Origin of the sequence: Periweissella fabaria (assembly GCF_918814575.1) — a bacterium.
Taxonomy (GTDB): Bacteria; Bacillota; Bacilli; order Lactobacillales; family Lactobacillaceae; genus Periweissella; species Periweissella fabaria.
Genome location: NZ_CAKKNS010000006.1, coordinates 57,450 through 70,518 on the forward strand (window position 1 = coordinate 57,450; position 13,069 = coordinate 70,518).

At 36.4% G+C, this 13,069-nt stretch carries 14 protein-coding genes; 2 read left to right on the forward strand and 12 right to left on the reverse strand.

Features of this window, described 5'->3' with window-relative positions:
- Positions 1–25 precede the first annotated feature (25 nt).
- The 4 genes from LQZ75_RS06930 to LQZ75_RS06945 all read right to left on the reverse strand — a co-directional run bounded on the left by LQZ75_RS06930 (position 26) and on the right by LQZ75_RS06945 (position 3,313).
- Entirely contained in the window at positions 26–1,105 is a 1,080-nt protein-coding gene (locus LQZ75_RS06930; protein WP_230097109.1) for a competence protein CoiA, read from the reverse strand.
- A gap of 67 nt (positions 1,106–1,172) precedes the next feature.
- Complete coding sequence (locus LQZ75_RS06935) at positions 1,173–1,904, reverse strand: adaptor protein MecA (protein ID WP_230097110.1); 732 nt, start codon at positions 1,902–1,904, stop codon at positions 1,173–1,175.
- Between the two features lie 134 nt (positions 1,905–2,038).
- Entirely contained in the window at positions 2,039–2,443 is a 405-nt protein-coding gene (spx, locus tag LQZ75_RS06940; protein ID WP_230097111.1) for a transcriptional regulator Spx, read from the reverse strand.
- 129 nt (positions 2,444–2,572) lie between these two features.
- Positions 2,573–3,313, reverse strand: a complete 741-nt coding sequence (locus LQZ75_RS06945; RefSeq protein ID WP_230097112.1) for an MBL fold metallo-hydrolase — start codon at positions 3,311–3,313, stop codon at positions 2,573–2,575.
- A 77-nt stretch (positions 3,314–3,390) separates the two neighbouring features.
- On the opposite strand from LQZ75_RS06945, the gene LQZ75_RS06950 reads away from it, so the two are divergent.
- Complete coding sequence (locus LQZ75_RS06950; RefSeq protein ID WP_230097113.1) at positions 3,391–3,891, forward strand: antibiotic biosynthesis monooxygenase family protein; 501 nt, start codon at positions 3,391–3,393, stop codon at positions 3,889–3,891.
- Between the two features lie 41 nt (positions 3,892–3,932).
- Here LQZ75_RS06950 and LQZ75_RS06955 read toward each other — a convergent pair whose 3' ends face one another.
- The 8 genes from LQZ75_RS06955 to LQZ75_RS06990 all read right to left on the reverse strand — a co-directional run bounded on the left by LQZ75_RS06955 (position 3,933) and on the right by LQZ75_RS06990 (position 12,356).
- Positions 3,933–5,645, reverse strand: a complete 1,713-nt coding sequence (locus LQZ75_RS06955; protein ID WP_230097114.1) for a proline--tRNA ligase — start codon at positions 5,643–5,645, stop codon at positions 3,933–3,935.
- Positions 5,646–5,669: 24 nt separating this feature from the next.
- A complete protein-coding gene (rseP, locus tag LQZ75_RS06960) occupies positions 5,670–6,956 on the reverse strand; it encodes an RIP metalloprotease RseP (RefSeq protein ID WP_230097115.1) in 1,287 nt (428 codons plus the stop codon).
- Positions 6,957–6,975: 19 nt separating this feature from the next.
- Positions 6,976–7,773: a phosphatidate cytidylyltransferase gene (locus LQZ75_RS06965; protein ID WP_230097116.1), complete on the reverse strand. Its 798-nt coding sequence runs from the start codon at positions 7,771–7,773 to the stop codon at positions 6,976–6,978.
- A gap of 15 nt (positions 7,774–7,788) precedes the next feature.
- Entirely contained in the window at positions 7,789–8,559 is a 771-nt protein-coding gene (uppS, locus tag LQZ75_RS06970) for an undecaprenyl pyrophosphate synthase (protein ID WP_230097117.1), read from the reverse strand.
- Positions 8,560–8,652: 93 nt separating this feature from the next.
- Positions 8,653–10,500 (reverse strand): Stk1 family PASTA domain-containing Ser/Thr kinase, encoded by a 1,848-nt coding sequence (gene pknB, locus LQZ75_RS06975; RefSeq protein ID WP_230097118.1) that lies wholly within the window; start codon positions 10,498–10,500, stop codon positions 8,653–8,655.
- A gap of 2 nt (positions 10,501–10,502) precedes the next feature.
- Complete coding sequence (locus tag LQZ75_RS06980; RefSeq protein WP_230097119.1) at positions 10,503–11,243, reverse strand: Stp1/IreP family PP2C-type Ser/Thr phosphatase; 741 nt, start codon at positions 11,241–11,243, stop codon at positions 10,503–10,505.
- 178 nt (positions 11,244–11,421) lie between these two features.
- On the reverse strand, positions 11,422–11,916 hold the full coding sequence (locus tag LQZ75_RS06985; RefSeq protein WP_230097120.1) for a hypothetical protein: 495 nt from the start codon (positions 11,914–11,916) through the stop codon (positions 11,422–11,424).
- A 38-nt stretch (positions 11,917–11,954) separates the two neighbouring features.
- Positions 11,955–12,356 (reverse strand): DUF948 domain-containing protein, encoded by a 402-nt coding sequence (locus LQZ75_RS06990; RefSeq protein WP_230097121.1) that lies wholly within the window; start codon positions 12,354–12,356, stop codon positions 11,955–11,957.
- Positions 12,357–12,538: 182 nt separating this feature from the next.
- On the opposite strand from LQZ75_RS06990, the gene LQZ75_RS06995 reads away from it, so the two are divergent.
- The gene (locus tag LQZ75_RS06995) at positions 12,539–13,054 is read left to right on the forward strand and encodes a hypothetical protein (protein ID WP_230097122.1); all 516 of its coding nucleotides are present in this window, start codon (positions 12,539–12,541) and stop codon (positions 13,052–13,054) included.
- Positions 13,055–13,069 lie beyond the last annotated feature (15 nt).

Here is a 13,069-nt window from a genome sequence, read left to right on the forward strand (position 1 = left end):
CATAAAATGAGAATAATCGTATATTTTAATTTAATTTTAATGAATTCGTTTTAAATTGCCAATTGGCGTACCATTCTGGATAGCAAATTAATTCAAGTTTACCTGGACCAATCCTAGTTAAAACCTGATTACTAACTAATTCAATGATAAATTGATTAACAATATACCGACAGAGGCGTTCATCGATTGTTAACCAACAGCCTTGCTTAACAAACATATTTTGTAGCTTTGAAACTGCAAAAATAGTTTCCAATGGGTAATGCTCTAGTAATAGCACGCATCGACTACGCCATAAAATATGGGGCATCGCCAAACCAAGTGGCATACTTTTTTTAGGATGACAAATCCAAGGCACCCCACTAAGATTATGCTTTACTTGGTAGCACTCTTGTTGTATTTGTAACCATTCTTTATTTTTTCGAACCAACTGCTGTTGAATTTTAATACTTTGTTGTATTAACACTTGCTTAGTAGTTGGACTATCTTGCCAAAACACCCGTTTTTTATATATTTTAATTACTTGTAAGAGCTGGTCTAATTCATATTCTTGACTGATTGATTGTAAACTTTGAAAATCAACTTCATTAAAATTAGCGGTAAGTGTACATTTTTGCGTTTTATAATTATAAAAAATCAGTAACGCATCATTAAATTTTGCGACTAAGCTTTTACGGATTTTACTTTGCTGATATTTAGGGCCGAGTAACCATATAACTTCATAGCCTAATTGTTGATAAGCTCGGGTTCTTTGCTTTACTTGGGTACGACTAATCGGACTGCATTGATACTCTAAGATATATTTATTTTTCTTATATTCTACAACAACGTCTGCTCGTTGCTTAATTGTTGAAAAAACGACTTCAACCTGCGCCTCACCAATTTGCGTTCCAAGCTGATATAATTGCAGTTTCCCCATTAAATGAGCAGCTGATTCTGGTTCCGCTTCAAAAGCACATCGAGCACTAATATGGGCAAAATGAGCAACATTAAGCTGTCCATGCCGATACCTAACTTGCGCTCCACAGCCAGGACACCGAAAATTTGCTTGCGTTACCAATACCTCATTAGCACTAACTAATTTTTGATCGATTTGAGCATAAAGCATCACCCGTACCTCTTTTATTAATAAAGTACGGTAATTAATTTTAAAAGTAATAAAAAAAAGCGTATTTCTACGCTTTAAAATAGTATCGCAGTAACTCAATCGCCACGTTTTTCATAATATGTTCACCACGCTCAACTAACATTGGTTTGGTCACATTACGAGCCACATCGGCATAATCAAGTACATATGAAATTGTTTTAGCAACTTTAGCTGATATTGCATTTTCATACTCAAAATCAAGTGTTAAGTAATAACAATCATCAAGTTTAAATAAATCACTAGCTGCATCATCAAACACAAAATTTTGAGCTAATAAAATCACATCGTTAAAGTCTTTAAAAACAAATACTGGTGAATAGATGCCCTTTTCAACGCTCTGTTTAACTTCTTCCTCATTTGCAGCCGCAATATGATTTAACTCAGCAAATAAGTTAGCATCAGTATCGTCATCATCACTAAAATCTAGTGGACTTTCAATTTCAAAAGCCGCTTCATCACTTGAGAAAAATTTCTTTTGTGCTTCTAAATTACGTGAAACAACAAATGACTGTAAGCCATTTTCATCATCAGTATTACTTAAGAAAATCTGCATTTGGTTTTTTTCTTCAAATTGAATAGCAACTTGCTTAATATCAAATTGTTGATTTTCTTCATCAAGATCGCGAAAAATAGCCTCAAAAATCGTTTCCATTTCGACTTCTCCGCGAACAATTTCAACGACACTTATGCCGTATTTAATTAAATCATCTCCTGCAAGAGTGATTTGCAAAACATGTTCACTTAGGCGGGAACACTTCATAATTATCACAACCTTTCGCCCGGACTATCATTTTATTATATTAAATATATAGTTAAGTATAAAGTAAAAAAGTTACAGCATACGGTTACTATGACCAAATACTGTAACTTATTCATTATACCTTATTAATTTGGTTAAGCCATTCGATCTAGTAATTGTGCTTGGAATAATTCTTCCTTGCGGACATGCCGTGGCAGGAATAAACGAATTTCATCTTCATTATATCCAACCTGTAAACGGCGTTCATCTAGCATAATTGGCCGTTTTAAAATCGCTGGATTAGCTTGAATTAAATCAACTAACGCACTTAGCGTTAAATCATCAATTTTAATTTTAAGATCAGTGAATACCTTTGAACGTGTAGAAATGATTTCCTCAGTCCCTTCCTCAGTCAAACGAAGAATCCCCTTAATTTCTTCTTTTGATAGAGGTTGCTTGAAGATGTTACGCTCTACAAATTCAATGTCATGGTCTACTAACCAACCACGTGCCTTCCGACATGACGTACAACTTGATGAACTATATAATGTTACTACCATAAGATTACCCCCCATTTTGTTTAATCTCAATGTAACTATTAATAACTTAAGCTCATTATAATCGCTCCCCTAACGAATTGTAAACCTTATTATTAATCTTTTTTTAAATATTTAATCGACTTACATGATTTAAATTTCACAAATTAAACCTTCACGAGCAAATTCAACATCAGTTTCATTTACTAACCCAGCTACTACTTCACGTTTGAAAGCATTCGCATCACCAAATGGAGGTAAATGGGTTAAAATGACATGTTGCACATGCGCTTGATTAGCCAATTGGGATGTTTCTAAAGTTGTTAAATGCCAACGTGGTTCCGGCTTGTCTGCTAAAAAATTAGTATCTGCTAATAAGACTTTGGCTCCCGTGATAAAGTCAGCTAATCCAGCAACCATCGTTGTATCAGCCGTATAAACTAATTCATTTGAATTACCTTGCTCTTTTATTCGCACAGCATACGTTTCTACCAGATGTTTAGTCTTAAAAAAAGAAATGGTGAATGGGCCAATCTGCATTGGCTTAGTAAAATCAAGGGCCTGTTTTTGCGTTGAAGCAGGCCAATCTAGTTTATTAAAATTTTCGGGCTCATGATTACTTGCATAGATTGGTAGGATGGGGACCTTTTTTACTCCAGGTGCCAATTGCCAAAAATGTTGCAACACCCCAACGTCAGCTATATGATCAGCATGAAAATGCGTTAACAAAGCGGCATCCAGCTGTAAAGGTGACAAAACTTTTTGTAAAGCTAGCAATGCCCCACTGCCACAATCAATTAATAAGTTAAAACCTTTACTTTCCAATAAAAAGCAACTCGTTGCCTTTCCTTCAGCGGGAAAGCCACCTAAACAACCAATAACTGTTAATTTCACTTTTTTAACCTCTTTCTTCGCTTTTCATTAATTTTAGACTATACTTAAAGTGAAAACAATTACTAGGGGGAATTAATATGTTAAAGCAAGTTTATGTTACTTACGGTTCAAAAGATATTCTCAACAGTATCAAACATGACTTTCCAACACACACATTCGTAACACTCGCACCAAGTGGCGTTGACGCATCCAATCTTCAGTTACTTGATATCACTGGGACTGACAATATCTTTAAATCTGGTGTCGGTTATGACGTTAAAAATTCTTGTGGCACAATTGATTGGCATGGTTTTTTCAATTATAACTATATTACCGTCTATCCCGAATACTTAAACCTTTTCGAACGGCGTATCAATAGTTGGTTTTCTGCACCAAGAGCGGCGGGCTTGAAAGCTATTTATTTATTAAAGCGTTCACACAGTGACAACAATAATTATGTCGTTTTAACCGTTTGGGATAATCCAAAAAATTACCAACGTTGGAAAGCAGCAGATAATTACTTCTTTGCACCATATGCTAATATTACTACCCATAATTTTCATGAAAGTAATTATGAATTCCGTAATATCACCAAATAAAATAAAACGCCTGGAAAAATTTCCAGGCGTTTTATTTTATGCTATTTGGCTGATGATTTTAATAAAATTTCAATTGTTTGTTGGATTTCTTCAACGCGCACTTCAATAGTTTCACCAGTTTTACGTAATTTAACTTCAACAATGTTTTCGTTAGCCTTTTTACCAACGGTTACTCGAATTGGTAATCCGATTAAATCAGAATCGGCAAATTTAACACCGGGACGTTCTTTACGATCATCCACAAGCACTTCAAAGCCTGCGCCAACCAATGTATCTTCAATCGTTGTTGCGACACGCTTTTGATCATCATCATTTAAGTTAATTGGTACAATATGGATATCATAAGGGGCGATGGCAGCTGGCCACACAAGACCGTTTTCATCAGCTTGCTGTTCAGCAATTGCTGAAAGTAGCCGTGACACACCAATTCCGTAACAACCCATGATGATATCTTTTTGACGACCATTTTCATCCAACACTTGAGCACCCAAGGCTTTGGTGTATCGTGTTCCTAATTTGAAAATATGCCCGATTTCAATTCCCTTAGTAAAGACCAAATGTCCTTTACCTTCTGGATCAAGATTACCTTCTTTAGCAATCCGAATATCTAACACATCTGTAGGTTGGTAATCATGCCCAATGTTAACATTCGTAAAGTGGAAGCCATCTTTATTAGCACCAGCGACCGCATTAACAATATCTTGGACAAATTCATCGGCAACAATCCGAATGTCATCACTTACCCCAACTGGGCCAAGTGAACCAAATTTAGCACCTAGATATTTTTGGGTATCGGCTTCGGTTGCTAATTCTAAGGAGTCAGCCCCTAAGAAATTCTTCAATTTAACATCGTTTACTTCATAGTCACCACGGACAAGCGCCATAACGGGTTGCTCATCAGCAATAAATACAACCGTTTTAATAATTTGTGTTGGTGCAACTTTAAGAAATTCAGCCACTTCTTCAATTGTGTGAATATCAGGCGTAGCCACTTCTTCTTTGGCGTTTTGAACATCCAAAGCCTTGTTACTGTGATAGTAATCTTTTGCCATTTCAAGGTTAGCTGCATAATCATTTGCGTCAGAATATGCAATGATATCTTCACCAGCAGCAGCTACGGCAGAAAATTCTTTCGAATCTTTACCACCCATGGCGCCACCATCACCAACGATAACCCGGTAATCTAGACCAACCCGGTCAAAGATGTTGATATAAGCACCTTCCATGGCACGGTAGGTTTTATCAAGGCCAATTTCATCACTAGAAAATGAATAAGCATCCTTCATGATAAATTCGCGACCACGTAACAAACCAGAACGTGGACGACTTTCATCACGATATTTTGGTTGAATTTGGTAAAGTGATAATGGTAACCGTTTGTATGATTTAATATCATCGCGAATCAATTGCGTTAATGTTTCTTCATGGGTTGGACCAAGAATAAAATCACGATCATGCCGGTCTTTTAATCGGAATAAATTAGCACCGTACGTTTCATAACGACCAGACTCACGCCATAAATCAGCTGGTAATACAGCTGGTGTCATCATTTCAATTGCATCAATTGCTTCCATTTCTTGACGGATAATCGCATTAATTTTGTTAATAACACGTTGCGCCAATGGTAAATAGGCGTACATTCCTGCTGTGACTTGACGGATATACCCTCCGCGAATCATCATTTGATGAGAAATAACTTCCGCATCAGCAGGTGTTTCCTTTACAGTTGGAATAAAAACTTTGGATTGTTTCATCTAAACAATACCCCTTAATTTAATTTATTTAATAAAATAACGAATAACATCGTTAAATGTAACAGCTAACATCAATAACATGAGGAAAATGAAACCTGCGATTTGCACCATATTTTCTTTATCTTCTGAAAGTGGTTTACGCCGAATTGCTTCAATAATGTTTAACAATAACTTACCACCATCCAACGCTGGAATTGGCAACAAGTTCACAATTCCAATGTTAATACTTAAGAATGCTAATAAGAGTAATACTGAAATAAAGCCCGCTTGAGCAGCTTGTTCAGTATTAGCAAAGATAGCAACTGGGCCACCAAGTTTATTTAAACTAAAGCCACCATGAAATAAATTTGCGAGCGCATGCAAAACATTTGCAGCCGTTGAATACGCACCGGTAAATCCGTAAAGTAAGCGATCTCCAATTCCGCGTTTGACAACTTGTTGAACACCAATTTGACCAAATTTTTGACCATTACTTGTAACCGTTGTCGGTGTTAATGTAATTTCTTTTGTGTGCGTACCTTGTTTTACAGCAAGATCAGTTGATTTACCTGGACGACTCTGTAGCATTGTTTGTAATTCGGTCCAATTTTTAACCGGCTTACCAGCCACTTTTTCAATCGAATCACCTGCTTTTAAACCCGCTTTTTGTGCAACCGAATTATCAATAACTTGCCCTAATTGCGTTGAATTACTTGGAACAAAGCCTTGCATCAAACCAATAATCGCAAAGACAACAATGGCTAAAATAAAGTTATTTAATGAGCCTGCAAAGTTAATTAACGCTCGTTGCCATAATTTAGCTGACTGGAACTGCACATCTTTAGGTGCAATTTGGACTTCAGTACCGTCTGCTTCAATAATTGTGGCGTCATGATCAACATGGAAAGTTTTGATTTCACTTTCATCGCCATTTTCATAACCTTTAATCCATAGTTCATCGACTAAATCAACGGCACTTATTTGAACTGGAATACCTTGAAATAACGTTTGCTTCTTTTGACTGGCATTTATTCGAATTACTTCGTTAGCAGCATTGGTTTGAATCGTAACCATTGTCCCTGGTTGCAATTCATCCCCTTCATCTTCTTGGGCTCCCGCCATCCGGACATAACCACCAACTGGTAGAATCCGAATTGTATAACTAGTTGTTCCACGACGAAAAGCCACTAATTTTGGCCCCATTCCAATTGAAAATTCACGGACTAAAACACCTGATTTTTTAGCAAAGAAAAAATGTCCTAATTCATGAACAAAAACTAAAATCCCAAAAATAAAAATAAACGTAATAATCGTTAAAAGTGTATTGTGCAAATTATTTTCCTCTCTCGGTTTAGTAAATTACTCCTAACAGATAAAGCACTGGTAATACAATTAGCAAACTATCAAACCGGTCTAAGATTCCACCGTGACCAGGTAAAATTTTACCTGAGTCTTTAACGTTATAATAACGCTTTAATGCAGATTCAATCAAATCACCAAACTGACCCGCCACAGAAGCGATTAAGGCAATTACGACCATGATGGTCCAATCATATGCTTGTGGGAAAAATTTTAAGTAAATAGCTGAAACAATTACTGAAATAACTGTACCACCAATTGAACCTTCCCACGTTTTATTTGGACTGATACGTGGTGCTAACTTATTTTTACCAAGTTTACGTCCGACCAAGTATGCACCAGAATCAGTAATCCAAACAATTAACAACGCAAAGAATAGTGTTGCTAAACCACCAGGCATATTCCGAGCAGTAATAAAGAAGTGAAATCCAAATCCAATGTAGAACACTGCTAAAATAATTACCGCAGCATCATCAAAAGTGAAATGGTTCTTACTTACAACAGTGTGCGCTAACATCAATAGTATAAAGATATACAATAATGTTGATTGTTGTAATAAGAGTGGCGTTTTAACCGGCCAATAGTTACTAGGTAAGACCGCCACAATAACGGCTAAATTACTGATAATTGCTTCAAATGAAATCAATAATTTCTTACGCATTACTAATATTTCATTAACAGCAATAACCCCTAATAAGGCAACTAAAACTTCCAACGGAATGCCCCCGATAAATAATAAAGGGACAAAGACTAATAACGCGACAACCGCTGTTATTACACGAGTTTTCATAAAATTCTCCTAAATCTATTTCTTCAAACCACCAAAGCGACGATTCCGTTGTTGGAATTCTGCTAAGGCTTGTTTGAAGCTTATTTCATCCATATCTGGCCAATGTGTATCTAAAAAGATAAATTCACTATACGCAACTTGCCAAAGTAAAAAATTACTAATCCGCATTTCACCACTTGTTCGAATCACGACATCCGGATCTTGGTATGCTCCAAGCTTAGCTGTCATCATTGATTGACTGAGTAAATCAGCTGTAATCTCTTCAACTTGTAAAGTTTCATTTTGAATCTTAGTGGCAATTTCTTGCACGGCGGTCGTAATCTCTGCTCGGCCACCATAATTTAGGGCAAAATTTAATACCATCCCAGTATTATTTTTAGTTTGCTCCATAGCATTTTTAACGGCTACTTGTGTTGCATTTGGCAATTCATCAATATAACCAATTACTTCCACTCGGACATTATTTTCAATTAATTCCGGAACAAAAGTATCAAAAAATTTGATTGGTAAGCCCATCAAATAACTTACCTCAGTTTCCGGTCGTTTCCAGTTTTCGGTTGAAAAAGCATATAAAGTTAAAACTTTAACACCTAAGCCACTAGCCACTTTAGTAATCTTTTTAACCGTATTCATGCCTTCTTTATGACCAGCAATTCGTGGTAAATGGCGTTGTTGAGCCCAACGACCATTACCATCCATAATAACGGCCACATGCTTAGGAATATGTTCTAAATCTAATTCCGTATCTTCTACTATTTCAGTATTTTTTTTCCAAAATGAACCCACGTCACACCTCCATGTGCTACTAAACTTAAATTTTACCATAAAATAATTATATTTCGCACATTCGATCAAAGGTTTTACCTTTTGCTAAGCGTCTTACTTTGTTGAATTGCTACTACTATCTATTGAACTTTGATTACTTGACGATGTTGCTTGTGAACTACTTGATGATTGGTCACCAGGCTGACTTGATGCTTGCTCACTAGATTGGCTTGACGTGTTTGCAGACGCTGAACTTGATGATTGTTTTTGATCACTACCACTTGAAAGCGTAACTTGCATTGTTTCCCCAACCGTTACTGTTTGACCAGCCGGAATTGTTTGTGAAATCACCTTATTGGCCGCAACTTTATCAGAACTCATTGTATTTGGCTGTAAAATTTTAATGCCATTTTGATTGGCCCAGTTATAAAACACCGTTGCATCTTGGTTCGTAAAATCAGGTACGGTAACAGTTTGTGGTCCTGAACTAACTGTAAAGGTCACCGTTGTATTTTCAGGATTCACCTTACTTTCCGCACTTACACTTTGACTTATAATCTCTCCGGCAGGTACATCAGTTGAAGATTGTAATTTCTGTCGCACATTAAACCCTTTGAGGGTTAATAATTTAGCTACCTCATTAAAAGGTTCTTCGGTGTAATCACCAAACCGTTGTAACTTTTTACCACTTGAAATAACTAAATTAACTGGCGTCCCACGCTTAACAGTTCGTTTAGCACCAGGCGCCGAATTAATTACATTCCCATTTACAATAGTTGCTGAAGATGACTTCGTAATTGTGCCAACCTTTAATCCTTCACGTTGAATTAGCGCCACTGCACTTGCTTGCGTTTTATTTGTTAAGGTAGGTATCGTTACATTATCATGTCGCACCATCGCAAAAGCGCCCCCCACAGTACCAAGTAAGACGACAATTATTGCTAGCCATAACCAACGTCTACGTGGCTTTTTATATGGTTGTTCTTTAACATCTTCCATATCTTCTTGTGTTGTGACATTTTGTTCCTTACTACTAACACTGTGCATTTTTTGTTGAGCTGCTTGAATTTCATCAATGGGAATAAGCCGCGTTGCATCATCATCTAACTGAGTTGGGACAAAACGTGGTTCCATAATTCTTGAAGCATCTAGTGCAGTCCGTAAATCAATTAACATTTCATCAACTGAAGCATATCGATTTGTTGGATCTTTTGCGGTAGCTTTTAAAACCACATTTTCTAGTGCTTGCGGAATGGCATCATCAAAGTCACGCACTGATGGTATTTGTGATTGTGCATGTTGTAAGGCAATTGCGACGGCATTTTCACCCGCAAAAGGAACTTTCCCTACAAGCATTTCATACAAAATAATTCCTAATGAATAAACATCAGACTTATCAGTAGCCATACCACCACGGGTTTGTTCAGGTGATAGATAATGAATCGAACCAAAAATGGCATTTGTTTGCGTTAACCCAAGTTCAGAATTAGTCATAGCAATCCCAAAATCTGAGATTTTAGCGTTACCATTATGATCAATCAAAATATTTTGCGGTTTTAAATCACGATGAATAATCCCCGCTTTATGCGCTTCACTAACCGCTGATAAAACTTGCTTAAGAATTTGAATAACTTTTTGTAATGGAATTGGAAAATGCCGTTTAATGTATGTCTTCAAATCCGTCCCGTCAACATATTCCATGACCAAGTACTGAATCCCATCTTCTTCATCAAAGTCGTATATTTCCACAATATTTGGATGTGTCAGTTCTGTAGCTGCTAAGGCTTCCCGTCGAAAGCGGTTGATTGTCTTTTCATCGTTTGAGAGGTCTAATCGTAAGGTCTTAATTGACACATCACGATCTAAAATCAAATCATGCGCTAAATAAACATTGGCCATGCCCCCTTCGCCAAGTGTCCGAATAATTCGATAACGCCCCCCAATTAATTGATTTGGCATCATAATCACATTACCTCTTCTTCACGTTCAATTAACAGAACGGTTATATTATCACGTCCTCCAGCTTCATTTGCGTGCTTGATTAATTCGTCTACACGTTCTTCTAGTGAAACCGGCATCTGCAAAATTGATGCAATCTCAATATCACTGACAGATTTTGTCAGACCATCCGTGCTGAGCATTATGACATCCCCAACCTGAGCATGGTACTTAATAATATCTAACATTGCATCATCATTAACACCTAACCAACGAGTAATAACATTCCGATTTGGATGTAGCTTGGCATCTTCTTCAGAAATTTGGCCCGTTAAAACCAGTTCATTTACTAACGAGTGATCAACCGTTAATTGTTTAAATTCACCATTATGCAAAATGTAACCTCGTGAATCACCAATATTTGCAAATACAAGCTCATCATCAAATAACATAACCGTTACTAAAGTTGTTGCCATTCCTTTCAAATCATGAAAGCGTTCTGAAGCCGCTAAAATAGCAGAATTTTCAGCTTTAACTTGATTATTTAACCATTCTCGAGCCGCTAATGGTGTTTTTATTTCTGATAATTCCCATTGATTTCCGAGATGTAAAACAGCCATTGCTGAGGCGACATCACCGGCAACTTGACCACCAACCCCATCAGCAACAACGGCAAACTTATATCCTAATTTATTAACAAAAGTTCCCACAAAGTCTTGATTTGTTTTACGTAACTTTCCGATATCGGATTTATAAGCAATTTTCATATTTTTTATGCTCCTAAATTAGTTTACAGCCCTAATTATAGCGAAATTTTATAGCGTCTTAAATGAATATATTTTCTATGTCATCATACTAGGCTTAACAATTATATCAAATTAGCATGAAAAAATGGTTGATTGTATCAACAATCAACCATTTTTTCGTAAATTATCTAAATAATTTTTATTTTTCATCGACCGGTTTAGTTGGTTCTAAAACCTCAACCTTAACCTTTTTATCATCTTCGAAAGCTGCTTTGACATCATCTGTCTTAGGTAAAGTTACTTTTTCAGCAACATCTTCGGCCGTTAAATCTAAATCAATGTCATCGTTTTCGTCGACATCAACTTCTTCTTTGTTAATAAATTTTTCTTTCACATCACTAACGACATCTTGCGCCTTTTCTTTAGCCTTTTCAGCTAAATCTTGTGATTTGGCAACTAGTTCACTGTAGTGACCTTCTTCTTCCTTACGTTTTTGAATTTGATCACGCATATCTTCAACCATATCAGTTGCATAGTACGCATAGTCAATTGCACTATCACGCATTTCATCAACCTTGGCCCGTGCATCTTTAATTAATTTTTCTTGTTTTTGTGGTGTAAGTGCTTTAAAAGCAGCAAACGCAGCTGCACCACCAATTGCTAACCCAGTTAAAAGTCCTAATTTTTTCCCCATGTTTGGTTCCTCCAATTATTAAAATTTAGTAAGTTACGCTATTTAGCTTTTTTATTTTTACGATGATTCCGGTAACCTTGAAAGGCAGATTTTGAAACTTTTGAAGCTAATGATAACCCCGTAAGTCCCTTTGCACTAGAACCAACTCCTGAAACACGTGTTGTTAGGTTTCTTGTTGCATCATTTAAGCTTGAAACTGATTCACCTAAATCTCCAACGGCTTTAAAGGCCGGATCAATTGTTTTTACTTTGCCATTTACATCAGTCAATAATTCATTAGCATTAGCTAAAATTTCTTCAACTTCACGTGAAATTTGATCAACATCGACGGTAACGACTCCAATACTTTTAGTTAGCCGGAGTAAAAATACACCAATAAATGCTACTAAAATCAAAAACGCAATCGCAGCAATTAGACCAGCTATTTGCCCACCTGTCATACTCTTTCCTCCAAACAATTGTTATTATTAGAAGTTTAACATTGAATTTATAATGTTTCAATTAATTACGCCAATTATCCCAAAATACTAATTTGTACTGTCAATATCGATGTTATAGTTGACCTACCTCGTAGTTTGTCTATAATTATTACTAATTAAATAAAATAGAATAGGTTAATAATATGCTTGTCATTCATAGTTCAAAACTTTTAGGAACGCACGTCAAAGTTCCTAAAGATCTTCAATTACCCGCAGATGTTCCCAATTTAATTAATTGGCACGCTGATTTTTTCACCCACAATGGGAGCTTTTACTACATTTTAATCAATGATGCTAATCCTGAAGAAACAATTGCCCTTTTTAGTCCAACACCACTTCATTACAGCCAATTAGCACAAAGTGCTGCTGAACGTATCGCCCGCTTCTATGCTCAAACGCAAAACAAGGTCGCTTTTGATAATTTCCAAGCAAGTGCTAAAGAAATTATTATCCTTCCTGACACTAATAAACAAAACTTTACATTAGTTGAAGCAAAGATTAAAGCCCTTAAAAAGCAATTAAAAGCCCAAACAAAAGCAACGCCGGCTTCAGGTCAAGTTAACCAAGGTAGTGTTACGCCAATGGTTGATAAGCATGCACGTAAATTTTATGGCGGTCTAATGACACATGCGGTTCACAAAAACACCAAAGGCCGTTAAAATACGTTTCCGAAG

Excerpts from the sequence above, each read along its gene's own strand:
- spx (WP_230097111.1), bottom strand. The coding sequence starts at position 2,443 with ATGGTAGTAACATTATATAGTTCATCAAGTTGTACGTCATGTCGGAAG.
- LQZ75_RS06965 (WP_230097116.1), bottom strand. The coding sequence starts at position 7,773 with ATGAAAACTCGTGTAATAACAGCGGTTGTCGCGTTATTAGTCTTTGTC.
- LQZ75_RS06985 (WP_230097120.1), bottom strand. The coding sequence starts at position 11,916 with ATGGGGAAAAAATTAGGACTTTTAACTGGGTTAGCAATTGGTGGTGCA.
- LQZ75_RS06950 (WP_230097113.1), top strand. The coding sequence starts at position 3,391 with ATGTTAAAGCAAGTTTATGTTACTTACGGTTCAAAAGATATTCTCAAC.
- LQZ75_RS06990 (WP_230097121.1), bottom strand. The coding sequence starts at position 12,356 with ATGACAGGTGGGCAAATAGCTGGTCTAATTGCTGCGATTGCGTTTTTG.
- LQZ75_RS06980 (WP_230097119.1), bottom strand. The coding sequence starts at position 11,243 with ATGAAAATTGCTTATAAATCCGATATCGGAAAGTTACGTAAAACAAAT.
- pknB (WP_230097118.1), bottom strand. The coding sequence starts at position 10,500 with ATGATGCCAAATCAATTAATTGGGGGGCGTTATCGAATTATTCGGACA.
- LQZ75_RS06930 (WP_230097109.1), bottom strand. The coding sequence starts at position 1,105 with ATGCTTTATGCTCAAATCGATCAAAAATTAGTTAGTGCTAATGAGGTA.
- LQZ75_RS06955 (WP_230097114.1), bottom strand. The coding sequence starts at position 5,645 with ATGAAACAATCCAAAGTTTTTATTCCAACTGTAAAGGAAACACCTGCT.
- LQZ75_RS06995 (WP_230097122.1), top strand. The coding sequence starts at position 12,539 with ATGCTTGTCATTCATAGTTCAAAACTTTTAGGAACGCACGTCAAAGTT.
- LQZ75_RS06935 (WP_230097110.1), bottom strand. The coding sequence starts at position 1,904 with ATGAAGTGTTCCCGCCTAAGTGAACATGTTTTGCAAATCACTCTTGCA.